Genomic DNA, 23,962 nt, shown 5'->3' with positions numbered 1-23,962 from the left:
ACGGTTGGGCGATGAGCCCGGTACATTCGCAGGTTTCGATTGCCGCCGGACTCGGCGCTGCGCTAAGGCCGCGTCAGCAATGACGACACGTCCCAATCCCCCCGGCGGCATCATCGACGGCAAACGGCATCTCTATGCCGTGCGTGCCTATTACGAAGATACCGACCTTTCCGGCATCGTCTATCACGCGAACTACCTGCGCTGGTTCGAACGCGCGCGCTCCGACCTGCTGCGCGTGCTCGAGATCGACCAGCGCGCCGCGATCGAGGCGGGCGAGGGGGCCTATGCCGTCGCCGATTTGCAGATCCGCTATGTCCGACCGGCCAAGCTCGACGACGACGTCGTGATCGAAACCCGCTGCACCGATATGCGCGCAGCCAGCCTCAGGATGCACCAGCGCGCCTGGCGCGGCGAGGAACTGCTAACCGAAGCGACCCTTCGCGTCGGTTTCGTCGCCCCCGATGGCCGCCCGCGTCGCCAGCCCGAGGAATGGCGGCAAGCCTACCAATCCGTTCTATCCGAAGAAGACACCTAAATGAGCCAACTCGATTTCCTTGCAGTTGCCACCGGCACGGGCCGTCTCGACCCGATCCAGCTGTTCCTCGATGCCGATATCGTGGTCCAGGCAGTCATGGTCGGCCTGCTGCTCGCCAGCGTATGGAGCTGGATGATCATCGTCGGCTTCTCGCTGCGCATGAACGGCGTGCGTAGCCGTGGCCAGCGGTTCGAAACCGAGTTCTGGCAGACCGACGACTTCGACGGCTTCATGAAAGCGCACGCCAAGAAGGACGTGCCGATCGCGCGGGTCGCCAATTCGGGCATGGCCGAATGGCGTCGCTCCACCAAGGGGGCGATTGCGGACCGCGAAGGCGTTCGCCAGCGCGTTTCGCTCGCGATGGAAAGCCAGGTGGCGGAAGAAGCGGATACGTTGTCCTCGCGCCTCAACTTCCTCGCGACGGTCGGCTCGGTCGCCCCGTTCGTCGGCCTGTTCGGCACGGTCTGGGGCATCATGAACAGCTTCTTCCAGATCGGCGCGCAGCAGAACAGCTCGCTCGCCGTCGTTGCCCCGGGCATTTCGGAAGCGCTCTTCGCGACCGCCATCGGCCTGTTCGCGGCGATCCCGGCGGTCATCGCCTACAACCGCTTCAGCCAGTCGGTGAACAGCTACGAGGCGAAGATGCAGCGCTTTGCCGACCGGTTCCATTCCTCGCTCAGCCGCCAGCTGGAGCGGATGTAAATGGCGATGGGTCTCGCCCGTCCCGGCAAGCGCACGCGCGGTTCGCGCCGCGCTCCGATGGCGGAGATCAACGTCACGCCCTTTGTCGACGTCATGCTGGTGCTGCTGATCATCTTCATGGTCACCGCGCCGCTGCTGACGACCGGCGTTCCGGTCGACCTGCCCGACAGCCGCGCAAACTCCCTGCCGGAGGAACAGGACCCGATTTCGCTCTCCATCGCGGCCGACGGGGTGATCTATCTCGACGAAAGCCCGCTTGCACCGGGCGAGCTGCCCGACCGGCTGGCGAATATCGACCGGACAGCGGACGGGCAGTTGCCGCAAGTGACCCTGCGCGCCGACCGGGTGCTCGATTACGGGCGCGTCATGGCGGTCATGGGTGAACTCAACCGGGCCGGTTTCAATCGGATCGCGATGGTCACCACCGGGGTTGCCGAGCAGCCCGCGTCAATCGCCGGTTCAGACGATGAGCAATAGCCCGGTTAGCTAATATGCAAGCGTCCCGCCTTTCGTCGGAAGAGATCATCGGCCTCATCGTGGCCGTCGCGCTGCATTTGATGCTGCTGGCGGCGCTCGTCGTGCGGCTGTTCTTCCCCGTCGATCCGACACCGCTTCCCGAACGCGTCGTCGTCAGCCTCGCCGAGGAAGTCGGCCCGGTCGATGCCGCGCCCGACCCAGTGCAGGAGAGCCGCGCGGCAATTGCCCCGACGCTGAGCGACACCCCGCTCGCCCCGAGCGAAACGACCGTCGCCGAGCCGCTGCCTGCGCCTGCAACGCGCCCAGTCCCGGCGACCCGCGCCGTGCCAGCCGACACCTCGCCGCGCCGCCGCCCGGACCGGGTAGAGCGCACCGTGCCGCAGCCGCGTCCGAGCGCTGCGCCTACGCGTAGTGGTGGCAGCCGGATCGGTGCGGATTTCCTGCCCGGCCGCGGCGACAGCACCGATACGAGCGAGACCCGCGCGGTCGGCCGCGAATTTGGCGCGCGCGAGCAGGCGGCACTTCGCTCTGCCATCACGCGCCAGCTGCGCCCGCACTGGCGCGCCCCCCAAGGGGTCGACACCGAACAACTGGTCACGGTCCTGCGCTGGCGTCTCAACAAGGACGGCAGCCTTGCCGGTGCGCCCGAAGTGGTGAGCCAGAGCGGCGTCAACGATGCGAACCGCGCGCAGGCGGGCGTTCATGCGGAGCGTGCCATACGTGCGGTGCAACTCGCCGCACCGTTCGACCTGCCCGAAGAGTTTTACGATAAGTGGTCCTATATCCGCGAATGGCGGTTCGACAGAAGGCTTTGATGATGCGTTACCTGCTGATTTTGCTCGCATTCGGTATCGCTGCTCCGGCAGCGGCACAGGACCTCGGCGATCGCCTGCCCGAGGGCGGCGAGGTCGAGACTTTCGAGCAGGAGGGTCTGTCGGGTAGCGTGACCGACGAGAGCGACTGGCAGGATCTCGGCATCGCCATCGCGGGCTTCGCGACCGATCGCGACGTCTCGACGCCGGCCAACACCTCCGGCACTGCAGCGCTCGGCAAGGAAATCGGCCGCGTCGTGTTTAACGACCTGCGCAACAACGGCCTCTTCAAGCCGGTCGGTCCGGACGCCCTGCCGCAGCCGACGTTCGGCCAGATCACCTCGCCCAACTGGCCGACCTGGTCGAACCGCAGTGCGGAGATGCTGGTTCACGGCTATGTCCAGGCGCGCCCCGACGGTCGCCTGACGGTCGGCTGCTATCTTTACGATGTCGCCCTGCAGGACGAGCTTGCGCGTTCAGGCTGGATCGTCCCGCCGCGCGACTGGCGCCGGGCTGCGCATAAATGCGCCGACCTCGTCTATTCGCGCCTGACCGGCGAAAGCCCGTTCTTCGACAGCCGCATCGCCTTCATCGCGGAGACCGGCCCTAAGGATAACCGATCCAAGCGGCTTGCGATCATGGACAGCGACGGAGCCAACCTGCGCTTCATCACCACGGGCCGCTCGACCGCGCTGACGCCGCGTTATTCGCCCGACTACAGCAAGCTGCTTTATCTCAGCTACGTCGACGGCAACCCGCGCATCTACGTCTACGATATCGGCGCCGGGCGGCAGACGCTGGTGACCGAAAATGCGAACCCGACCTTCGCGCCGCGCTGGAGCCCGGACGGCAAGTGGATCCTCTATTCCATGGCCATTGCCGGGAACACGGACATCTACCGCGTTTCCGCATCCGGTGGGCCGAGCGTGCGCCTGACCAACACGCCCGGCATCGATATCGGCGGCTCCTATTCGCCCGACGGCAACAAGATCGTGTTCGAAAGCGACCGCTCGGGCAGCCAGCAGTGCTACGTCATGGATGCCGACGGGTCGAACCAGCGCCGCATCAGCTTCGGCAGCGCCCGCTGCGCGACCCCGGAATGGAGCCCGCGCGGCGACCAGATCGCCTTCACCAATGCGAGCAGCTTCAACATTTCCGTCATGTCGCCTTCGGGCAGCAATGTCCGCACGCTGACCAATGGCTGGCAGGACGAGGCACCGACCTGGGCGCCCAATGGCCGCATCATCCAGTTTTTCCGAACCGAGCGAGGCTCGGGCAAAACGTCACTCTGGCAGGTGGATCTCACCGGCCGCAACGAAAGGAAGTTGCCGACGCCGGTGGACGCGTCGGATCCGGCTTGGGGACCGATTCTACCGTAAACACGTTTCTAGGGGGCAAGCGGGGTCGCACCTGGATCAACACCCTCCCGAGGAGAGGCTTATGAATAACCGTACTATCGTCGCTTCGCTGCTGATCGGCACCGTTGCCCTCGGCGCTTGCAAACCGAAGGCTCCGGACACGCTTCCGCCCGAGCCGGTCGAGACCACTTCGTCGACGCAGACGACGACCACCACCGCTCCCACCGGGGCGGAGCTCGGCACGCAGCGGCACTTCGTCGACGCAGTGAACGGGCAGAACGTGATCTATTTCGATACCGATCGCTACAACATCGACAGCGCCGATGCTGCCGCCCTGCAGAGCCAGGCGCAGTATCTGATGCGTTATCCGAGCATCCGCGTGACGGTCGAAGGCCATGCCGACGAACGCGGTACTCGCGAATACAACCTCGCGCTCGGCGAACGTCGTGCCAATGCGGCGAAGAACTACCTCGTCGGCCTCGGCATCGATGCGAGCCGCGTGCGCACCGTCAGCTACGGCAAGGAGCGCCCGGTCGCCCTCGGCTCGAACGAGAGCGCGTGGGCGCAGAACCGCCGTGCGGTGACTGTCGTTATCGAGTGATGTGAACAGGTCCGGCCTGTCGCGGCGCGGCGGGCCGGATCAGCGCGCGACTTGCACGAACTGCTCGTAGCCCGGCTGGGCCAGATCGAGCGCAGCGCCGTCGACCGACACACCCATTCCGCCCACCAGCGCAAACAGCGCCATGGCGAGGATCGATGCGGTTGCGGAGAATTTAAGCTGCTGGCTCATGATATCTTCTGGTTGCGGTTGAAGGCCCTCTAGCCTCGAGATGTGAACGATCTGTTGCAATGCAACATTTCAAGCTGCAACCTTGTTCCCGATCTTTCAAAATTTCGCAATCGTCCCTAGATCAACCGCAATGAGCGCCAGCCGAACTGCATGCGGAGCCGACCATGGTCGGTAATCGCCGGTCGAACGACTGGGGTTTCCCGCGTTGGCGCGGCTATGGCTCGTCGCGCGATGCGACAACCGTTCGCCTGTGCGACCGGCACGGCTGCGAGGAAAAGGGCCACTGTCCCGCGCCGAAGGCTCCGAACAGCAAGGAGCGCTGGTATTTCTGCCAGAAGCACGCGGCGGAATACAATTCCAAGTGGGACTATTTCGAAGGCCTGGACAAGGCCGAGAAGGAAGCGCGCGCGAAAAGCGAGCGGAGCGAGAATGCCGGCTATGCCGAGGCGCAGCACTACGGCTGGGGCGGCAGCGGTGATGGTTCGCGTTCGGCCGACGAGATGCGCGCACTCGACGTCCTCGAGCTGGAACCGGATGTCGAATTCGCTGCGATCAAGAAGGCATACCGCGCCAAGGCGAAGCTGGTGCATCCCGACGTGAAGCCGGGCGACAAGGAAGCCGCCGAGGAGTTCCAGAAGCTGCAGGTCGCCTACGAAGTGCTGCGGCAGGCGGAAGAGCGCCGCGAGTGGAAGGGCTGAGCGCCCCCGACCTCCCTAGCTAGTTGTCGTTCCACCAGGGCGTGTCGGTCCACGGCCTGAGGTCGATCTCGTGCGTCCAGGCGCTGCGCGGCTGGTGGGCGAGGTGCCAGTAGGTTTCCGCCACCGCAGCGGGATCGAGCAGCCCGTCTTCGCCCTTGCTCGATTTGAAGCCCTCGAACTTGTCGCCGAGCATCTTGCCGAGCGTATCGGGCGCATCGACCGGACCGTCGATCAGCGCGTGGACCACATGGATGCCCTTCGGCGCAAACTCCGCATTGAGGCTCTGGCACAGCATCCGTCTTCCGCCCATCGCCGCGGCGTGGCTGTGCTGGCCGGCATTGCCGCGCACGGCGGCCGTCGCGCTGGTGACGATGAGCGAACCGCGCCCGCGTTCCGCCATATGCGGCATCAGCGCGCGGGCGAGGCGGAAAGGCGCATAGGTCGCGAGCCTCCATCCGAGCTCGAATATGCGATCGGTCGTATCGGCGAGGGCGCGGTTGCCGATCTGCGCGCCGAGATTGAACAGGGCGCATTCGATCGGCCCGATGCTGCGCTCGACGTCTTCGACCAGCTCTTCGATCGTATCGGGCAGCAATGCATCGATCAGCCTGCCGCTCGCCTCGCCGCCGGCATCGCCGATGGCATCGACCAGCTTCTGCAGGCCCTCTTCGTCGGAGCGCCGGGCGAGAACCGCGTGATAACCGCCGGCGGCGAAGCGCTGCGCGGTGTGGCCACCGATGCCGGCACCGGCACCAATGACGAGAAAGACCGGTTTGCGCTCTGCCATGTTCAATCTCCGTAGTGGATGTGCACCTTCGCCGCTGCTTCAGCGGCTTTCCGGCGCGCCGTGTCGGTATCGCCCGCAGTCGCCAGCGCGACGCCCATCCGGCGGTAGGGCCGGGTGACGGGCTTGGCGAAAATGCGGATGTCGCTGCCGTTCTCCATCGCATCGGCAAGGCCCGAATAGCTGACCGTCTCGCTTGCCCGGTCGGCGAGGATCACCGCGCTGGCCGAAGGGCGGGCGCGCAGTTCTTCGGGGATCGGCAGGCCGAGGATGGCGCGGGCGTGCAGGTCGAATTCGGACAGGTTCTGGCTCACCAGCGTCACCATCCCGGTATCGTGCGGGCGCGGGCTGAGCTCGGAGAATATCACCTCGTCCCCCTTCACGAAGAACTCGACCCCGAACAGGCCGTAGCCGCCCAGATCGTCGACCACCTTGCGGGCCATGTCCTGTGCGGAGGCGATTGCTGCTTCGGACATAGGCGTCGGCTGCCAGCTTTCCTGGTAGTCCCCGCGTTCCTGCCGATGGCCGATGGGCGGGCAGAAGGTAACGCCGTTCTTGTGGCGCACGGTCAGCAGCGTAATTTCGTAATCGAAGTCGACGAACTGCTCGACGATCACGCGCTTGCGATCGCCGCGCATGTTGTCGACCGCATAGTTCCACGCCGTTTCCAGCTCGTCTGCATCGCGCACGGTGCTCTGGCCCTTGCCCGAAGACGACATGACCGGCTTGATGACGCAGGGCAGGCCGGTGTGCTCGGCACCCGCCAGCACTTCCTCGAGGCTTTCGGCATAGCGATAGCGCGAAGTCGTGAGGCCGAGCTGCTGCGCGGCCAGATCGCGGATCGCATCGCGGTTCATGGTCATCTGCGTCGCCCGGGCAGAGGGGACGACGGTGAAGCCTTCCGCCTCGACCTCTGCGAGCACTTCGGTGCGGATCGCCTCGACCTCGGGCACGATGAAGTCGGGGCGGTGCTTACGGACCACGGCGCGCAGCGCTTCGCCGTCGAGCATCGAGAACACTTCGAACGCATCGGCCAGCTGCATGGCCGGCGCTGCCTCATATGCATCGCAGGCGACGACATAGGCACCGAGCCGCTTGGCCGAGATGACGAATTCGCGGCCCAGTTCGCCCGAACCGAGGAGGAGGATTTTCGCGGTATGGGCCATCGGGTCGTTTCCTAGATTCGCTTGAGTATCGCTTCGGCCATGCGCGCGCCGAAGCCGGTTGCCTGCTCGGGATAGAGGTAGGGCTCTATCAGTTCCGCCTCCATCACTGCCAGTGCGCCGTCCTGCCGGATCATGTCGATGCGGGCGTAGAGCGGCGTATCGCCCGGTATCGCGCGCACGACCGCCTGCGCGGAAGCGATGTCTTCGGCAGGCGGGTCGATCGCTTCCTCCTTGCCGCCATAAAGCGACTGGATGCGATATTCGCCCGGCGCGGCGGTCTTGCGGATGCAGTGCGAGAATTCGCCGTCGAAGAAAACGAAGCTGTATTCGCCTTCCTCGACGATTGCCGGAAGGAACGGCTGGACCATCGCGCGGTGGCCGTAGCGCCAGTCGGGCGAGGGCGGGGCGGTGCGATCGAAACTCATCTGACCTTCCGCGCCGGCGCCGACCTGGCGTTTGACGACGAGCCGGTCGCAGCCGAAGTAATCGAACGCGGCGGCGATGTCGGCGCCATTCGGATCGTCGAGCCACAGGGTCGGGATGACTGGAGCGCCCGCTTGCTCGAGATCGCGCAGGTAGGTCTTCTCGATATTCCAGCGGACCAGTTCGGGCGGATTGCACACGGCGATGCCGCGGGCAGCCAACCCCTCGATGGTCGCGAAGAACCGCTCGGCATGGTCCTGGTAGTCCCATACCGTGCCGAGAAGGACGAGCTCAATCCCGTCGAACGCGCTTTCCGGCGCGCGCCAGTCGATTTCGACCAGCTCGAGCCCTGCAGGTGCGAATCCTTCGCGAAGGGCCGCTACCTGCAAATCGTGCTCGTGGGCATCGGCGCGCCGGTCCGACGAGCCCGGCAGTGTGCCCGGGCACGCGAGGAAACCGACGCGCCGCATGTCCTCAGACAGCGTCCAGCGCCTGTGCGAAGTCGGCGATCAGGTCGTCCGGGTCCTCGATACCGATCGAGATGCGTACGAGGTTGTCGGTGATGCCGAGCTGGTCGCGGCGTGCGTGCGGGACCGAGAGGTGCGTCATGCTCGCCGGGTGGCTCGCCAGCGTTTCGGTACCGCCGAGGCTGACCGCGAGCTTGGCGACCTTGAGCGCATCGAGGAAACGGAAGCATTCCGCCTCGCCGCCCTGGATGAAGACCGAGAAGGTCGAGCCCGCGCCGGTGCAGTGACGGTCGTAGATGTCCTGCTGGCGCTCGTCCTTGATGAAGCCGAGATAGCCGAGGCCTTCGACCTTCGGATGGCCGCGAAGGAATTCGCACACCTTCTCCGCATTCTCGCCGGCGCGCTGCATGCGCAGTTCGACGGTTTCGAGGCTGCGCAGGAGCATCCACGCGGTGTTCGGGTCGGCAATGCCACCCATCGTGTTGCGCAGCGCACGGACCGGGTCCATCCACTTCTTCGCGCCTGCGACCGAACCTGCCACGAGGTCCGAATGGCCGCCGACATATTTGGTCAGCGAGTAGCAGACGATGTCCGCGCCATTGTCGAGCGGGCGCTGCCACAGCGGGCCGAGGAAGGTGTTGTCGATCGCGATCGGGCAATCCATGTCGAGCTTCGCATCGCGCGCGGCCTTGACCGCTTCGACGTCGACCAGCGCATTGGTCGGGTTGCCCGGGCTTTCGAGGTAGATCATCGCGACCTTGCCGCCGTTCGCCTCGGCCTGCGCCTTCGCCTTTTCGAGCACGGCGTCGAGTTCCTCGCGGTTCGCGCCTGCCGGGAAGTCGATATAGGTCACGCCGAACTTGCTCAGCACCTTGGCGACGAAGCCTTCGCTCGCCGCATAGAGCGGGCCGGAGTGGACGATCACGTCGCCGGCCGAGCAATAGGCCAGCATCAGGATGCAGATCGCGGTCATGCCGCTGGAGAAGCACAGCGCGTCTTCCGCGCCGTCCCAGATGGCGAGGCGATCTTCGAGGATTTCCTGGTTCGGGCCGTTGAAGCGCGAATAGACGAGGCCTTCCGCACCGCCCGGACGCTGGCCGGTGATGCCTTCGAAGTGGCGCTTGCCTGCGGCCGCGTTCTCGAAAGCGAAAGTGCTGGTGAGGAAGATCGGCGCCTTGAGCGAGCCTTCCGAAAGGGCGGGGTCGTAGCCATAGCCCATCATCAGCGTGCTGGGCTTCATTTCGCGGCCATTGATCGTGGTGACGGGCGCCTTGGGCTTGCGGCGCGGGGTCGGGGTTTCAGCTGCGTCGACTGCGTCGGTCATGTGCGACGGGTCCTTCCTTGCATCATGCTCCCAGGAAGGCAGGAGCCGGTATGGCTGGCCGGGGCGCCCGTTCCTAACCTCCGCAGGAACGCATCTCCGCCGGATGCCGAATGCTGGAGCGGCGAATATCGCCCGTGCGGGTCGATTTCAACTCGCGCGTTAGAGGATGGCCGCAACCGCCCACACCATTCCGACGATCAGGAAAATCCCCGCCAGATCGAGCAGGATCCCGGCGCCGACCATGCGGCCGATCCGGATGTGCCCGGTCGACCATGCGATGGCGTTCGGCCCGGTGCCTGCCGGCAGCATGAAACCCCAGCTCGCGGCGAGGGCGGCAGGCATTGCGAGCAGGATCGGATCGACCCCGAGCGCGACGACGAGGCTCGCAACGACCGGGATGATGCCGCTCGCCGTTGCGACATTACTGGCGAACTCGGTGATCAGCACGACCATGGCGACGATGGCGAGCGCGACGACGACCAGCGGCAGTGCGTCGAGCGGCAGAAGCGCCTGACCGAGCCAGTCCGCAAGGCCGGACGCCTGCATCCCTGCTGCAAGCGCGAGGCCGCCGCCGAACATCATGATCACACCCCAAGGCGCGCGGTCGGCCTCGTGCCATTGCAGCATCGGTCGGCCCGTCCCGTCGGGCAGCAGGAACAGCGCGAGCGAGGCGAGGATCGCGATCGTCCCGTCGGTCCAGCTGTTCTCCGGCAAGTAGGGCGCGACCCAGCGCTGGCTCATCCACAGCGCGAAGGTGATGGCGATGATCGGCAGGAGGCGCTTCTCGGCGCTCGACCAAGGGGCATGGTCGTCGATCGCCGCACGCGCCGCTTTTACGTCGAACGGGTGCGAGGCGACCTGCTGGACGTGCGAAATGATGAACGCGGCGAGCGGTACCCCGATCAGCACGACCGGGAGGCCGTAAGCCATCCATTCCGCGAAACTGATGCGCAGGCCGGTCATCTCGTCGAGCAGGGCGACGGCGATCCCGTTGGTCGGCGAACCGACGATCGTGCCGAGGCCGCCGATGCTCGCGGCAAAGGCAATGCCCATCGGCAGCGCGCCGGAAAGCCCCTCTCGCTCGCCCGCCGCGACCCCGCCTCCGGCGAGGACGGCGAGCGCCATCGGCATCATGATGAGCGAGGTCGAGGTGTTGGAGATCAGCATGGAAAGGATCGCCGCGCTGATCATGAAGGCGAGCAGCAGCCGCGTCTGCCCGCCGCCGCTGCCGATACCCTTGAGGATCGCCAGCGACAGCCGCCGGTGCAGCCCGGTCCGCTCGATCGCGAGCGCAATGAACGCGCCGCCGAGCAGCAGGAACAGGATCGGCGCGTAATAGGCGCTCGCCGTGTCGCGCGCGGTCATCACTCCGGCGAGGGGCAGGACGATGAACGGCATCAGGGCAGTCGCGGTAAGCGGGATAGCCTCGGTCATCCACCAGGCTGCCATCAGCACGACGAGGCCCGCGACGATGAATGCCTCGCGCGTCATGCCCTCGGGCGTCGGCAGGATGATCCCGGCGAGCAGCCCGAGCGCGCCGATAACCAGCCCTATCCGATTGGCAGTCATGCGTATTCCCCTCGCTTGCCCGCATCTTGTCGCGCGGTGCCGGGGCAAGTAATCACAAGGGATGGATCGCAAGGCAAGTCTGGTCGCCGCTGCAAAGGCAGTTCTCTACGGCTCTCTTGTCGGGGCTGCGATCCCGACGGCGATCACGACGATCGTCGCGACCGGCATGGCCGCCGACGGCTTCGAAGACGGCGGTGTCATCGTCCTGCTGGTCGTGACGCCTGCGCTGATCTGTCTCGCTGCCGGGCTGGGCGGTTTCATCTTCCTCGGCCTTCCGTTCACCTTGCTCCTGCGCAGGCTCGAGCTGGAAACCGGCGCGAATTACGGGGTAGGCGGAGCGGCCGTCGGCGCGGGCGCGCTCATGCTCGGCTCATGGCTGGTCGATGCCGACATGTTCGGCGCCCTGCTGTTCTCCTTCTTCGGGATCGTTACCGGGGGCGCGATCGGCTATTTCTGGTGGCGCTTCGGGCGCAGGCCGGTGGTCGAGGCCACGTCTGCGGAGACGGCAGAGGTTTTTCTCTGACCCCGACGCGAAAAGGGCCGGACATCGCTGCCCGGCCCTTCCTGATCTCGTGTGTCGCTGGTGCGGCTTACTTCGGAGCCAGCACCATCAGCATCTGGCGCCCTTCAAGGCGCGGGAAGCTTTCCACCTTGGCGATTTCCTCGACATCGTCGCGCACGCGGTTGAGCAGGTCCATGCCGAGCTGCTGGTGCGCCATTTCGCGCCCGCGGAAGCGCAGGGTGACCTTCACCTTGTCGCCGTTCTCGATGAACTTGTTCACGTTGCGCATCTTCACGTCATAGTCGTGCGTGTCGATGTTCGGACGCATCTTCACTTCCTTGATGTCCTGCGTCTTTTGCGTCTTGCGCGCAGCGTTGGCCTTTTTCTGGGCCTCGTAACGATACTTGCCGACATCGAGGAACTTGCACACCGGCGGGTCCGCATTGGGGGACACTTCGACGAGGTTGAGGCCGACATCCTGGGCCTGCTCGATCGCTTCGCGGGTGAACATCACCCCCAGGTTCTCGCCTTCGTGATCGATCACGCGGACCTTGGGGACGTTGATGAAATTGTCGTAGCGCGGGCCGCTTTTCACGGGCATTTGCATGCTGCGCCGGGGTGGACGGGCTATGGGGCAGTCTCCTGAGTTTGCCTTGGTTTGTGGGGGCTATGTAGGCGTAGTTTCGCGGATTCGCTAGGGGAAACGCGCCAATCAGGCTGCGCGCCGCCAGAGGGGGAAGGTCGCGAGCCTTTCTTTCGTCGCAACCACCGCGTCGATCCGGCTTGCCGGCTGGAGCGCGGAGAGGATCGCAGGGTCGCTCGCATCCATCCCGCCGGTATAGGCTCCGAACGCCGGCAGGATCATCCGTCCGCCGCGCTCCTCACCCGTCGCGACAACCGCGCAGGGTCGCCTGATCCGCCGGTTGCGCACCGTCAGCTGCAGGCGCGGGTGGAAATGGCCGGAAAGCTCGGGCCGCGTCTCGCCCTTCTTCGCGTGATGGCGCAGGACCATGCCGGCGACCTCGAGCTCTTCCGCAATGGCCCCGCCGTGGCGCGCTTCCATCGAGGGATCGTGGTTGCCGGTGATCCACACCCAGTCGGTCGCCCGCGTCAGGGCAGAGAGCATTCCGGCGGCATGCGGTTCGAGCCGGGTCGAACCGGCGCTGTCGTGGAAATTGTCACCCAGAGTATAGACCCGCCGCGCACCGGTTTCGCGCAGGGCAAGGGCAATGCGCTCGAGCGTTTCGCGCGAATCGTAGGGCGGGATCATCTGCCCGTGGCGCGCGAAGAAGCTGCCTTTCTCCAGATGCAGGTCGGCCACCAGCAGCGCGTTTTCACGCGGCCAGAAGAGCGCATTGCTCTTGCTGATGGCGAATTCCTCGCCTGCGAACGAAAGGGGAACCATTCGCCGCTCTTGCCGCAGCGCGATGGCCTTGGCAAGAGGGCTCGCATGACCGATTGGCAACCCTTCACCGCCCGCGCGAAAGACTGGTTCGAAACCCTGCGCGACGACATCTGTGCCGAATTCGAGGCGATCGAGCGCGAGGCCGGCTCCGACGCTTCCTTCGACTACCAGTCCTGGCAGCGCGAGGAGGAGGGCAATCCCGATCCCGGCGGCGGCACGCGCGGCCTGATGAAGGGCAAGGTGTTCGAGAAGGTCGGCGTCAACGTGTCGACCGTGCGCGGTAATTTCTCGCAGGAGTTCGCCGGCTCGATCCACGGCGCGAGTGCGGAGCAGCCCGGCTTCACCGCGACCGGCATCAGCCTTGTGGCGCATATGGCGAACCCGCATGTGCCGGCAGTCCACATGAACACCCGCTTCCTGACGACCGGCAAGGCATGGTTTGGCGGCGGCGCGGATCTCAACCCGCCGATCCCCTACGAGGAAGACACCGAGGAATTCCACGCCGCCTTCCGCGCGGCATGCTCGGGCCACAACCCGACTTATTACGACCGCTTCAAGAAATGGGCGGACGACTATTTCTACATCCCCCACCGCGGCGTGCATCGCGGCGTCGGGGGCATCTTCTACGACCATCTCGAATGCGAGGACGAAGCCGCTTTCGAACGCAACTTCGCTTTCACTAGGGATGTCGGTTCGACCTTCCTCGAGGTTTTCCCGAAGCTGGTCCGCCGCCGGATGGAGAGCGAGTTCTCCGATGCCGACAAAAAACAGCAGCTCGAATGGCGCGGGCGCTATGCGGAGTTCAACCTGGTCTACGACCGGGGCACGCTGTTCGGCCTCAAGACGGGCGGCAATATCGACGCCATCCTGATGAGCCTGCCGCCCGAAGCGGTGTGGAGCTGATCAGCCCTCTGGTCCGTAAACCCGCACCCAGTCGATCTCCATCACCAGCTCGCCGCGCTTGATCGCATCGACGGTCGATTGCGGCATGCCGTTGTACGGCTCCTCGATCTTGTTGACCTTGTAAGGGTAGGCGCCGCCGAGCGCGAAGTTGAGGATCAGGAATTTCGGGGTGTCGAAGCGCCACGGACCGTATTGTTCGATTTCGGCGCGCGTGACTTCGTAGAAGGTGTCGCCATCGACTTCGAAGCTCATCTTCTGGTCGGTCCATTCGACGGCATAGGTGTGCCAGCCGGTCGCATCCTGTCCTTCGGGGAAATAGCGGCGGCCGACGATCGGGGTTTCGCCCGAATAGCCCGGACCATGGACGGCCATGGCGGTCCAGTCCTTCTCGCCGACATATTCCATGATGTCGATCTCGCCCGTGTCGGGCCACTGGCCGTTGCCGAGCAGCCAGAAGGCAGGCCAGGCACCGCGCGCATCGGGCATGCGAATGCGGGCTTCGGCGCGGCCATGGGTGAAATCGAAATTGCCCTTCGAGTTGATGCGGCCTGAGATGAAATCGGCATTGCGGTCGGCGCGTGTGTCGACGCCGGGGCGATAGACCGGACGCAGGATCAGGACGCCTCCATCGGCACCTTGCGCGCTCGAAGCGAACTGGATCGTGTCGGGGCTGTCGAGATAGGCCTGCTGCTCGTTGTTGACCCAGAAATCCATCCCGATGACGTTCCACTTGGACCGGTCGAGCGATCCGGAATTGAACTCGTCGGAGAACAGCAGCTGGCGTTCGGCGGAGGTGGCAGGGGCAGTGGTGGTCGAAGCCGCAGGCGGGGCCGTATTCTCGCCGCCGCATCCCTGAAGCGAAAGAACTGCCGCGACCGCGACGACCAAAGATTTGCGCATTACCTACTCCCCGTGGTGTTGTGAACGTTCTCATATCAACGTGATGCGCTCATGGCCAGCCAGAGCTTGCGGAACTCGCACGGGAAGTTGCGGTGGTTGCGATTGATTGCCCTTGCGATGGCGCGTAGTCGCTGAATTCGACAAGGAGCCGCGACATGCAGGTCAGAATTCCGTCGTCGATCAATCCCTTGGCTTTAACGCTGCTGCCTTTGGCGGCGATCCTTGCGGGCCGGTTCGCAACCCATAGCGAGCTTGCCGCGCGCTATCCTGCGCAGGCTGCGCTCCTTTTCCTGTGGCTTGCAGCCGATGCCCTAGCGCTTGCGCTGATCGCGAAAGCGCCTGCCAACCGTCCGGGCCTTCGCGCAGTGCTGGGCGCAATTGCGGCAGGATGCGTGGTCGCGACGCTGGCCGCGGCCGACCCGGTGCGCGATGCGCTGCTGGAGATGCGTCCGGTCGTCTTCGCGATGGGTGTGACTGTCGCTCTTTACTTCGCCTGGAGCGGCTGGCTCGCTCTTCGGACCTTCAGGTCGTCCGGTTCGATCGAGGCTGCGCTGGGCGAGATACTGCCGCAGCCGCTCGTGAGCTTCGCCGCGCAAGAAACCGAAATGCTTCGCCTCGCGCTGTTCCGCTGGGGCGCGGAGCCGCATGTGCCCGAAGGTGCGCGGGGGTTCGCCTACCACCGCGTCATCAACCCGATGATTGCGGTCTTCCTCGTTCTGCAAGTGATCGAGATCGTCGTCGTCGACCTGCTCGTCAGCCACTGGAGCGAGCGGGCTGCACTGGTCCTGCTCGCGCTGGGCATCTGGGGAGCGCTGTTCCTGATCGCGCTGATGAAGGCATTCCGCCTCTATCCGATCCTGCTCGACGATAGTGGCGTGCATGTGCGAGGCGGGACGCTGGTCGACCGGCGCATTCCCTACCATGCCATTGCCGCCATCGAACCTTCGATCAGTGCCGAGGAGGCGAAAACGCCCGGCGTGCTCAACGCGGCGATCCTGTCGCATCCCAATGTCGTGCTGCGCTTGTCGACGCCCATCGAGCACCGCGGATTTCTCGGCCGGACGCGCTCGATCGAGCGCGTCGCATTCCGGCTCGACGAGCCTGCGCCCTTCCTCAAGGAGCTCGCCGCGAAAATTTGACGCTGCATTGCAGCGTTTCGCGCTTGCACTTGTCGGCGGCAAACCGCACATTTGCGTCAATGCTGCGCCAGTACGAACTTGTTGAAAGGGTCAAGGATTACGACCCCGATGCCGACGAGGCATTGCTCAACCGTGCCTATGTCTACACGGTCCAGAAGCACGGCACGCAGAAGCGCGCATCGGGCGACCCCTATTTCAGCCATCCGGTAGAGGTCGCGGGCCTGATGACCGACCTCGGTCTCGACCAGGAAACCATCATTACCGCGCTGCTCCACGACACGGTGGAGGACACGCTCGCGACGATCGAGGACATCGAGGAAAACTTCGGCGGCGAAGTCGCGCGGCTGGTCGACGGGGTGACCAAGCTTTCCAAGATCGAGGCGATGCCGGAGAACGAGCGCGCGGCGGAGAACCTGCGCAAGTTCCTGCTCGCGATGAGCGAGGATATCCGCGTGCTGCTGGTAAAGCTGGGCGACCGGCTGCACAACATGCGCACGCTGCATTTCATCAAGAACGAGGACAAGCGCCGCCGCATCGCGCGCGAGACGATGGATATCTACGCCCCGCTCGCCGAGCGGGTCGGCATGTACGAATACATGCGCGAGATGCAGCTTCTCGCCTTCGAACAGCTCGAGCCGGAAGCCTACAAGACGATTACCGGCAGGCTCGAACAGATCAGGCGGCAGGACGGCGGGCAGGTCGACGCTATCGCGCTGGCGATCAAGCAATCGCTCGCCGAGGCCGGCCTCATGGTCGAGGTTTCGGGCCGCGAAAAGCACCCCTACTCGATCTGGAAGAAGATGGCCGAACGCCATGTCTCTTTCGAGCAGGTGACCGACATCATGGCTTTCCGCGTCATCACCGAAAGCGAGGCGGATTGCTACGCCGCGCTCGGCGTGTTGCACACGGTCTGGCAGTTCATTCCCGGGCGCTTCAAGGACTACATCTCGACGCCCAAGAACAACGGCTATCGCTCGCTCCACACGTCGCTGATCTACGAGAACTCGATGCGTGTCGAAGTGCAGATCCGCACGCGCGAGATGCATCGCCGCAACGAATTCGGCCTCGCAGCGCACTGGGCCTACAAGCAGGGCGACCGGCCCGATGGACAGGTCGGCTGGCTGCGCGACCTGATCGAAATCGTCGATGCGAGCCACGATGCGGAGGAACTGCTCGAACATACGCGCATGGCGATCTACCAGGATCGCATCTTCGCTTTCACGCCAAAGGGCGCGCTGTTCCAGCTGCCCAAGGGTTCGACGCCGGTCGACTTTGCCTTCGCGGTCCATACCGACCTCGGCGCGCAGACCGTCGGGGCGAAGATCAACGGACGGCACATGCCGCTGCGCACGCCGCTCAACAACGGCGACGTGGTGGAGATCATCAAGGGCTCGACCGCCGAACCGCAGCTTTCGTGGCTCGGCTTCGTCGTGACCGGCAAGGCGCGCGCGGCAATCCGCCGTTCGGTGCGCCTGAAAGAACGCGCCGAAGTTGCCGAAATCGGGGCCAAGCTGTTCGACGAGATCGCCGCCCGCGTGCCTGCGAAGATCGGCAAGAAGGCGAAGACCGACGCGCTCAAGCGGCTCGACATGGAGGACGAGGAAGACCTCATGTACGCCATCGGCGCGGCGAAGATCGAAGACCGCGAAGTGATGGAAGCGCTCGTGCCGGGCTGCACGGCCGAAATCGCCGACGAGGAAGAGTGGGGGCGCCAGGAGCAGGCGATCTCGATCCGCGGCCTGACCCCCGGCGTCGGCTATCAGCTCGCGACCTGCTGCCACCCGGTCCCGGGCGACCGCATCGTTGGCCTGCGCAAGCCGAACGAAGGCGTCGAAGTCCACACGATCGACTGTCTCGAACTGGCAAGCGGTATCGATGCCGACTGGCTCGACCTGTCATGGGGCAAGCGTTCGAAAGGCGCGGTAGGCCGCTTGCGCGCGACGCTCTACGACCGTCCCGGTGCGCTGGCCGAGATGGCGGGCATCTTCGGGCAGAACATGGCCAATATCCGCGCGCTCGAACTGAGCGAGACGGAGCATCCTTTCGGCGTCTACGAAGTCGATCTGGAAGTGCAGGACCTTGCGCACCTCACCCGCATCCTCAGCGCGCTGCGCGCAAGCGATGCGGTCGCGCAGGCGGAGCGCATGTAGCTCAGTAGCTGAGCGTCACGCGCGCTTCGCTGCCTTCTTCCAGCCCTTCCGCCTTGCGGATCGCCGCCTTCACCGGGAGCAGCCAGCCCGCCTCGTCCTTTTGCGGGAAGACCGAGGTCTGCCACTTGCTCTCGCCGAGCGTGACCGACACCCTCACGCCGCCCCAGCCGCGCTTGCTGCCGAGTTCGAGCCGTCGCATCAGTGCGGTCGCTGAAATCGCTTCGCCCGCCTCGCCATCGATCGTGATGAAGAACCAGCTGACGCCGTTGTTCGCCGTCCAGCGCCATAGAGGCCCGGTGTGGGAGACGGTTTCTTCGCTCACCCGGATGCGGCGGTCCGCGTGGGGACAGGAATGTTGCACACATCCGCCCCGCCTGCCGGCACGATGAAGAACGGGTCGCGGCGATTGGCGCGCGCTTCGGCGTAGCGGGCGAAACTTTCGCTTTCGGTATCGAGATATTGGAAGTTCGGCTGATCCGCTTCCGGCAGGTCGCTCGCAACGCGAACGGTCAGGATCGGGGTACGCTTGTCGAACTCGTCTTCGGTGTAGAAGCCAAGCGCACCAGTGCCGCGTGGCAGCGAGGACAGATGCTCCATCCCGCTCACGATCCGTCCAACCAGCGCGATATTGCGGTCGAGATGTCGCGGCGCTTGGCCGATCACGGTGTAAAGCTCCGCCCCCGAACCAGTGTCCGGTGAGTATTTCCGCCCAACGCCGACCATGCCGTAGCAGTGCAGGGGCCACCAGACCTGGTCCCAGGAGAAGCCGGAAGTCGCTACCGGCCAGCCAGAATAGAAGTCGACCCACGAAGCGTAGGCATCGCGGCTATGCCAGTCGGGATAGGGCTCGGGCTTGCTGGGCGCCAGTAAGACCCCCTCGTCTTGCCGTTCGAGATCGCGCCGTGCGTTCTCGGCTTGCCACTCTGCAAGGCTGGAGGTGTATTCATCTTCTCCCATGACCCGCAGCCCTTCGGGCAATGTCTTCTCTTCCCCGTCGGCTTCCGGATTGTCGTAATTGGGATCGCCCCATTGCACGACGTAATTATCCTGCACCCGGTTGACGCTGATGTCGTCGTACCACTTGGCGCGGGCGAGGGTGCGAATGTTCTCGACCCAGCCCTGGCTGATGGGTTCGGACATGAGCTGGATGACGACCTTACGCTTGTTGCCTTGCGCATCGGGGGCGAGCGTCATCACCAGCAGGTCTTCAGCGGGAATCGTGATCCACTCGTCCGCAGAGGCAGCTTCGACGATCTCGTTGGGCGAGGGCGCGCCCTGGGGCTCGTCCTGTGCGAAAGTAGGCGAAGCGAGAGCCAGCGCGGCGGCCAGCGAAATCAGGTGTTTGCTCATGGTGCGCGAGACTGCCAGCAAATCCGCCGCACCGCCACCGCGCAGATTTCTCGCCCACAGGAAAGCGAAAGCCCCTTTTCGCACGTTTTCGGGGGCGAAAAGGGGCTGGTCGGGCGATGTTCGCAGGGTATGCCGATCCGCGCAGCATCGCCGCTAAGGGATGCATTTAGCATGACCGGGCCGAGTCGCCCGAATGGTTTTCGCTTCCTGTCCCTCGACCCGCCTTGCGAAGCCCTCGTTTCGTGGCTAGAGGCGCGTTCTCTTGCTGCACTATCGCTTCGCTACGTGAGTGCAGGGGTGACGATCACGCCCCTGACGTTCCCGGGTAGCGCGACGCGCGATAGGCCGGCTGGAACGCGGAGCAGTGGCCGAGTGGTCGAAGGCGCACGCCTGGAAAGTGTGTATACGGTAACCCCGTATCGAGGGTTCGAATCCCTCCTGCTCCGCCACCCACCCCATCCCGGACAGGTCTGCGATTTTGCGAGGGGGCTGTTCGACGCTCTCTGCGCTGATTGAGGCTCATCCGCATGAATTTGCGGGATTACTATGGCAGCGGTTTAAGGATTTTAACGGGCGCGGGAAGGCTCTGATTAACCATCGCGATTAACCGCATATCATGAAATCGGGCGTCTAATTGCCGAATGGGCGAAGTAAGACGAGAAACGCGGACCCGGACGGACCTGAACGGTTCGGTTCGCTACGCGCTCGGAACGCGCCGGGACGTCGTCGTCATCGACATTTCCGAACATGGATGCAGGCTCTTCGACCGTTTCTCCGGTCTCCAGGCCGGTGAATGGGTCCGGGTGCGCATCAACGGCATGGGCCCGTTCGAGGCCGATGTCAGGTGGGCTGAGAAAGGCTATGTCGGCCTGCACTTCGAGGCGCCGCTCTATGCACCCGTTCTGGAGCACCTGGCGAAGGCGAAACGAGCCGAGATCGAACCCTTCGACCCCGAGTGTCCGTCCATCGTGCGCACGGTTTCCTGAGCCACAAGGGCCCCGAGCGACTCCGCCACCGCGGCCCGTCAACCCCCTCCGATATGCTAGGCGCAGCTAGGTAGCGCGGCATTGCCAGCACGGGTGTGTTGGCGCACCGCCAGGCCTTCCGCCAACTCTCTATCCGCGTCAGCTTTCATTGCGACCGAAGCCGGCTCTGCGTGTCGGCACGTGCAGCAAGGAGAGCTGAAAATGTACGACAATTACGACCCCGACATGGAGCTGATGGAGGATCTCGACGAAGATTTCGGGTCCTACCAGGAAGGCTCCTTCGAAGATTTCGACGACGGAGAATTCGAAGTCGACGATTACGGCCTGTTCGAGGATGACGGCTTCGGCGAATTCGAGGACGAGGACGACTTCGGCGAGTTCGAGGACGGAGACGAGTTCTTCGGCAAGATCTGGAAGGGCATCAAGAAGGTCGCGAAGAAAGTCGCGCCCATCGCCAAACGCTTCGCTCCCGTGATCGGCAAGGTCATCGGCGGCGCTCTCGGCGGTCCGGCCGGTGCGGCGATCGGCGGCAAGCTCGGCGGTTTCGTCAAGTCCTGGGAAGGCGAGGACGAGTACGAGTCCGAGGACGAGATGGAAGCCGAATACGAGGGCAGCGGTCTCGACGAAGGCCTAGCCGAAGCGATGGCTACCGCCGGCTCGAAGGGCAATATCTCGACCGCACAGTCGATGGGTTCGGCGCTGACGGTCACCATCGCATCACGTGCGCCGATCGAGGTGAAGAAGGTCCTGCCGGTCCTCTCAAAGGCCAGCGGCGATGTCGCCAAGGTCATGGCGAAGAGCGGCGACAAGCGTGCCAAGTACCTGATCCGCACGCTGCCGACGATCCAGAAGAAGACCGTCGCGACCCTCACCGCCAAGGCGAAGAAGGGCAAACCGATCACCGCCAAGACCGCTGCGCGCGTGATGACCAAGCACGCCGTGCGCACGCTCAACAGCCCGACGGCCGTGGCCAAGGCGCTGGCAAACAATGCGGTCAAGAAGCGCAAGCTCGACAAGGCGGCCATCGCCAAGGCCGAGCGCTTCTACTGAGGCGGACCCCAGGCCGGGATCGGTGCAGCCCGCTGCGATCCCGGCCGCCCCCGGCCCCCCGCCGGCCCTACGCCGGCTCCCCCAATTTCCCCGATCAAGCTGGAGACAGACGATGTACATGGACGCACTCGAGGAATTCGAAGCCGATCTCGCCTCGGTCCCGCCGATCAACGTCGATCTCTATCACGCCCGCGCCGTCATCCGCGGCCGCAGGATGGCGATCCTGCGCGCGGCCCTAGCCGCAGCCAGGCGGATCGCCAGGCGCTACGGCGTCATGGCCCTGCGCCACGAGGCTTACCAGCGCGCGGCGCTGCGCCAGGGCTTCTACTCGGTCTACATGTCGGTCCACCCGATGCCGCGCGACCCGGCCAAGCGTGCCGTCTATCGCCGCGAGCTCATCCGGGTCGGGCAGCGGGCCGAAGCCGAGCTCATGGCGATGTTCGGCAGTTTCCGTTCGATGGTCCTGCGCATGGCGTTCAAGTTCGCCACCAAGGGTCTCGGCGAAAGCGACGGCATGTCGAGCCGGGTGCGCAATCGCTATCGCTCGACCCAGATGCGCCACCGCGCGATGATGGCGCGGCGACGCTACGCCCAGAACCGCGCGCGGATGAAGAGCCGTGCAAGGCCGCGCCCGCGGGTCAATCGCCCGGGCAAGGCCGACATCGTGCGCTTCATCCGGATCGTGCCGCGCCCGCCGGCATCGCTCGATCCGACTGGCAAGTTTCGTGAATACCTGCGGCTCAGCATGTGGCGCAACTGGGCGCGGATCGCCCCGATCGCAGTGCGCATGGCAGCCGCGATGAGCCGCTCGCCCACCGGCAACCCGACGCCCGCGTTGTTCGCGACGATCGCGACCCAGGGCCTGCTGCGGCGCCGGCTCATCTCGCGCCGCGACCAGGGCGTCTATTTCAAGTTCTTCAACCAGCTGTGGAGAACGCCTGCCCCTGTCCATGTGAAGCTCGCCGCTGCAGGAGCCGTCGTGCTCATGCTCAGCTTCCGCAAAAGCGCGAGCAGGGAAGCGAATTTCGAGACCGCGCCGATGTTCAGCGCGCCTCCGCTGAGCGGCGCGAGCCACTATTCCTCGGCCAGCGCCGAAGCGGAAGCGCTCGCTCGCCTGGAAGCGGCTGCCCTGTGAACCAGGTCGACCTCCTCGACGCGCCGCAAGGCGACGGCAGGACGCCTGCGAATGTCCGGGCTCCGGCGGCAGGCGAGGCCGTGCCGCCCGCGCTCGGCTTCTTCGCGCTGCGTTCGATCGTCAATGCCGACCGTTACGCCAAGGGCATGGCGCATTTCCGGCCCGACCAGTTCGGTAACGGACCTGCTGCCCCCAGCAGGGCGCATATCGCGGCGGTCAATTCGCTGCTTGGTGCGATCCACAAGGTCGTGCGGGCCAAAGAGGTGAAGCTTGTCGCTGCCGCCCGCGCAGTGCGCCGCGGAGGCGGGCAGGACAGCCGCAATGCGCTGCTCGCCCACAAGCAGGTGTTGCATTCCAAGGCCCAGCAAGGCGAGCGCGTGTGGGAATTCTATCTCAACCTTTTCAACCAGCGCAGCGGCCCGTTCGGGTCGATGCTGTCGGGGATCGATCGCATGGCGCTCGATTGCTACCGCGCGGTCTATCTCGGCCTCGGGCAGGCACGCTCGATCCCAAGCCCGACGCCTTTCGGCTATGTCGAGACCGGCTTCGGCCCGGCGACCTTCCGGCGCGGGGTGCGGCTGACCAAGCTCGGAAAGCGCTCGAACCCGTTCCCACTGGTGAAGATTCCCTTTCACCGGCTGATCAATCCCTGGTCGCTCGGCGCGGTCCCGCACGAGGTCGCACACAATTTGCAGAGCGACCTCGGCCTGTGGACCGTCATGCCCCGCCGGATCATGGCCGGCTTCGCGAAAGCGGGGCTGCCCCGTGAGGCGGGCGCGATCTGGGCGCGCTGGCACAAGGAAGCCTACGCCGACCTCGTCGGGACATTGCTGATCGGCCCGGCCTATGTCGGCTCGCTGATGGATGTCGTCGGCCGCACGGCTGCAAGTTCGGCGAGCTATTCGGACGAGGCGGTCCATCCGACGCCGATCGTGCGCGTGCCGATGAACATCCACCTGCTCAAGGTGATGGGCTTCGACGAGGATGCAATTGCCTTTCGCGCTGCGTGGGATGCACTCTATCCGCAGAGCGCCTGGCAGCGCCTGCCCGAAAAGCTCCGCCGCAATCTCCCGCGCCAGATTGAGGCGGCGGTCGGTGCAATGATCCTCACTCCGATGAAGGAACTGGGCGGCAAGCGGATGATCGACGTGGTCCGCTACGAACCCAAGCACGCGAAAGTTACCGCGGAAGGTGCCGAGCGCCTCGAGCGCGGCATGTCGACCGGCGTCCTGCCCGAACGGTTCCTGATCGGCGCGGCCCGCCTCGCCCTCGCGCGGCGCAAGGCTTCGCCCGAGGCGATCACCCGCAATTTCTACGCAACGCTGGAACGGAGCTGA

General features: G+C 65.0%; 26 protein-coding genes and 1 tRNA gene. 16 read left to right on the top strand and 11 right to left on the bottom strand.

Annotated features, from left to right (window positions below):
* The first annotated feature begins 79 nt into the window (after positions 1–79).
* From EO245_RS12880 to pal, 6 genes are all read left to right on the top strand, one after another.
* The gene (locus EO245_RS12880; protein ID WP_128893306.1) at positions 80–535 is read left to right on the top strand and encodes a YbgC/FadM family acyl-CoA thioesterase; all 456 of its coding nucleotides are present in this window, start codon (positions 80–82) and stop codon (positions 533–535) included.
* Entirely contained in the window at positions 536–1,237 is a 702-nt protein-coding gene (tolQ, locus tag EO245_RS12875; protein WP_128893305.1) for a protein TolQ, read from the top strand.
* Entirely contained in the window at positions 1,238–1,714 is a 477-nt protein-coding gene (locus tag EO245_RS12870) for an ExbD/TolR family protein (RefSeq protein ID WP_128893304.1), read from the top strand. It abuts the gene before it with no gap.
* A gap of 14 nt (positions 1,715–1,728) precedes the next feature.
* A complete protein-coding gene (locus EO245_RS12865) occupies positions 1,729–2,529 on the top strand; it encodes an energy transducer TonB (RefSeq protein ID WP_128893303.1) in 801 nt (266 codons plus the stop codon).
* A 2-nt stretch (positions 2,530–2,531) separates the two neighbouring features.
* Complete coding sequence (tolB, locus tag EO245_RS12860; protein ID WP_128893582.1) at positions 2,532–3,905, top strand: Tol-Pal system beta propeller repeat protein TolB; 1,374 nt, start codon at positions 2,532–2,534, stop codon at positions 3,903–3,905.
* A gap of 61 nt (positions 3,906–3,966) precedes the next feature.
* Complete coding sequence (gene pal / locus EO245_RS12855; protein ID WP_128893302.1) at positions 3,967–4,485, top strand: peptidoglycan-associated lipoprotein Pal; 519 nt, start codon at positions 3,967–3,969, stop codon at positions 4,483–4,485.
* A 39-nt stretch (positions 4,486–4,524) separates the two neighbouring features.
* Here the strand turns inward: pal and EO245_RS13435 are convergent, their stop codons facing one another.
* Positions 4,525–4,674 (bottom strand): hypothetical protein, encoded by a 150-nt coding sequence (locus tag EO245_RS13435; RefSeq protein WP_164931331.1) that lies wholly within the window; start codon positions 4,672–4,674, stop codon positions 4,525–4,527.
* 164 nt (positions 4,675–4,838) lie between these two features.
* On the opposite strand from EO245_RS13435, the gene EO245_RS12850 reads away from it, so the two are divergent.
* Positions 4,839–5,372: a J domain-containing protein gene (locus EO245_RS12850; RefSeq protein ID WP_128893301.1), complete on the top strand. Its 534-nt coding sequence runs from the start codon at positions 4,839–4,841 to the stop codon at positions 5,370–5,372.
* A 19-nt stretch (positions 5,373–5,391) separates the two neighbouring features.
* Here the strand turns inward: EO245_RS12850 and EO245_RS12845 are convergent, their stop codons facing one another.
* From EO245_RS12845 to EO245_RS12825, 5 genes are all read right to left on the bottom strand, one after another.
* Positions 5,392–6,159, bottom strand: coding sequence for an SDR family NAD(P)-dependent oxidoreductase (locus EO245_RS12845; RefSeq protein ID WP_199798656.1), 768 nt, complete (start codon positions 6,157–6,159; stop codon positions 5,392–5,394).
* Between the two features lie 2 nt (positions 6,160–6,161).
* Positions 6,162–7,322 (bottom strand): formate-dependent phosphoribosylglycinamide formyltransferase, encoded by a 1,161-nt coding sequence (purT, locus tag EO245_RS12840; protein WP_128893299.1) that lies wholly within the window; start codon positions 7,320–7,322, stop codon positions 6,162–6,164.
* 11 nt (positions 7,323–7,333) lie between these two features.
* Positions 7,334–8,215, bottom strand: coding sequence for a RimK family alpha-L-glutamate ligase (locus EO245_RS12835; protein ID WP_128893298.1), 882 nt, complete (start codon positions 8,213–8,215; stop codon positions 7,334–7,336).
* A 4-nt stretch (positions 8,216–8,219) separates the two neighbouring features.
* Complete coding sequence (locus EO245_RS12830) at positions 8,220–9,536, bottom strand: cystathionine gamma-synthase family protein (protein ID WP_128893297.1); 1,317 nt, start codon at positions 9,534–9,536, stop codon at positions 8,220–8,222.
* A gap of 159 nt (positions 9,537–9,695) precedes the next feature.
* Positions 9,696–11,105, bottom strand: coding sequence for a DASS family sodium-coupled anion symporter (locus EO245_RS12825; protein ID WP_128893296.1), 1,410 nt, complete (start codon positions 11,103–11,105; stop codon positions 9,696–9,698).
* Between the two features lie 61 nt (positions 11,106–11,166).
* Between EO245_RS12825 and EO245_RS12820 the strand changes: the two genes are divergently transcribed.
* The gene (locus tag EO245_RS12820) at positions 11,167–11,628 is read left to right on the top strand and encodes a hypothetical protein (RefSeq protein ID WP_128893295.1); all 462 of its coding nucleotides are present in this window, start codon (positions 11,167–11,169) and stop codon (positions 11,626–11,628) included.
* 67 nt (positions 11,629–11,695) lie between these two features.
* Here EO245_RS12820 and infC read toward each other — a convergent pair whose 3' ends face one another.
* Positions 11,696–12,214 carry a translation initiation factor IF-3 gene (gene infC / locus EO245_RS12815; RefSeq protein WP_128893294.1) on the bottom strand — a complete coding sequence of 173 codons (519 nt, stop codon included), beginning with the start codon at positions 12,212–12,214 and terminating at the stop codon, positions 11,696–11,698.
* A gap of 105 nt (positions 12,215–12,319) precedes the next feature.
* Positions 12,320–13,012, bottom strand: a complete 693-nt coding sequence (gene pdeM, locus EO245_RS12810) for a ligase-associated DNA damage response endonuclease PdeM (RefSeq protein ID WP_128893293.1) — start codon at positions 13,010–13,012, stop codon at positions 12,320–12,322.
* Between the two features lie 45 nt (positions 13,013–13,057).
* Between pdeM and hemF the strand changes: the two genes are divergently transcribed.
* Entirely contained in the window at positions 13,058–13,915 is an 858-nt protein-coding gene (gene hemF / locus EO245_RS12805; protein ID WP_128893292.1) for an oxygen-dependent coproporphyrinogen oxidase, read from the top strand.
* On the opposite strand, the gene EO245_RS12800 is transcribed toward hemF, so the two are convergent.
* Positions 13,916–14,815, bottom strand: a complete 900-nt coding sequence (locus tag EO245_RS12800; protein ID WP_128893291.1) for a family 16 glycosylhydrolase — start codon at positions 14,813–14,815, stop codon at positions 13,916–13,918.
* Positions 14,816–14,970: 155 nt separating this feature from the next.
* Here EO245_RS12800 and EO245_RS12795 point away from each other — a divergent pair, with 155 nt between their 5' ends.
* Both EO245_RS12795 and EO245_RS12790 read left to right on the top strand, forming a co-directional pair.
* Positions 14,971–15,954 carry a hypothetical protein gene (locus tag EO245_RS12795; protein WP_128893290.1) on the top strand — a complete coding sequence of 328 codons (984 nt, stop codon included), beginning with the start codon at positions 14,971–14,973 and terminating at the stop codon, positions 15,952–15,954.
* 59 nt (positions 15,955–16,013) lie between these two features.
* Complete coding sequence (locus EO245_RS12790) at positions 16,014–18,104, top strand: bifunctional (p)ppGpp synthetase/guanosine-3',5'-bis(diphosphate) 3'-pyrophosphohydrolase (RefSeq protein ID WP_128893289.1); 2,091 nt, start codon at positions 16,014–16,016, stop codon at positions 18,102–18,104.
* 1 nt (position 18,105) lies between these two features.
* On the opposite strand, the gene EO245_RS12785 is transcribed toward EO245_RS12790, so the two are convergent.
* Entirely contained in the window at positions 18,106–18,426 is a 321-nt protein-coding gene (locus tag EO245_RS12785; protein ID WP_128893288.1) for a DUF1905 domain-containing protein, read from the bottom strand.
* A complete protein-coding gene (locus EO245_RS12780; protein WP_128893287.1) occupies positions 18,423–19,454 on the bottom strand; it encodes a peptidylprolyl isomerase in 1,032 nt (343 codons plus the stop codon). The genes EO245_RS12785 and EO245_RS12780 overlap by 4 nt, the downstream gene beginning before the upstream one ends.
* A 358-nt stretch (positions 19,455–19,812) precedes the next feature.
* Between EO245_RS12780 and EO245_RS12775 the strand changes: the two genes are divergently transcribed.
* From EO245_RS12775 to EO245_RS12755, 5 genes are all read left to right on the top strand, one after another.
* A tRNA-Ser gene (locus EO245_RS12775) sits at positions 19,813–19,903 on the top strand.
* A 192-nt stretch (positions 19,904–20,095) separates the two neighbouring features.
* The gene (locus tag EO245_RS12770; RefSeq protein WP_128893286.1) at positions 20,096–20,440 is read left to right on the top strand and encodes a PilZ domain-containing protein; all 345 of its coding nucleotides are present in this window, start codon (positions 20,096–20,098) and stop codon (positions 20,438–20,440) included.
* A gap of 180 nt (positions 20,441–20,620) precedes the next feature.
* Complete coding sequence (locus EO245_RS12765; protein ID WP_164931330.1) at positions 20,621–21,490, top strand: hypothetical protein; 870 nt, start codon at positions 20,621–20,623, stop codon at positions 21,488–21,490.
* A gap of 112 nt (positions 21,491–21,602) precedes the next feature.
* Complete coding sequence (locus EO245_RS12760) at positions 21,603–22,625, top strand: hypothetical protein (protein ID WP_128893284.1); 1,023 nt, start codon at positions 21,603–21,605, stop codon at positions 22,623–22,625.
* Positions 22,622–23,962 carry a hypothetical protein gene (locus EO245_RS12755; RefSeq protein WP_128893283.1) on the top strand — a complete coding sequence of 447 codons (1,341 nt, stop codon included), beginning with the start codon at positions 22,622–22,624 and terminating at the stop codon, positions 23,960–23,962. The genes EO245_RS12760 and EO245_RS12755 overlap by 4 nt, the downstream gene beginning before the upstream one ends.

The organism is Erythrobacter sp. HKB08 (assembly GCF_004114695.1).
In the GTDB taxonomy this organism is placed as follows: Bacteria; Pseudomonadota; Alphaproteobacteria; order Sphingomonadales; family Sphingomonadaceae; genus Parerythrobacter_A.
The sequence above is the reverse complement of the archived record's forward strand: the minus strand, read 5'-3'. Positions and strand labels throughout refer to the sequence as shown.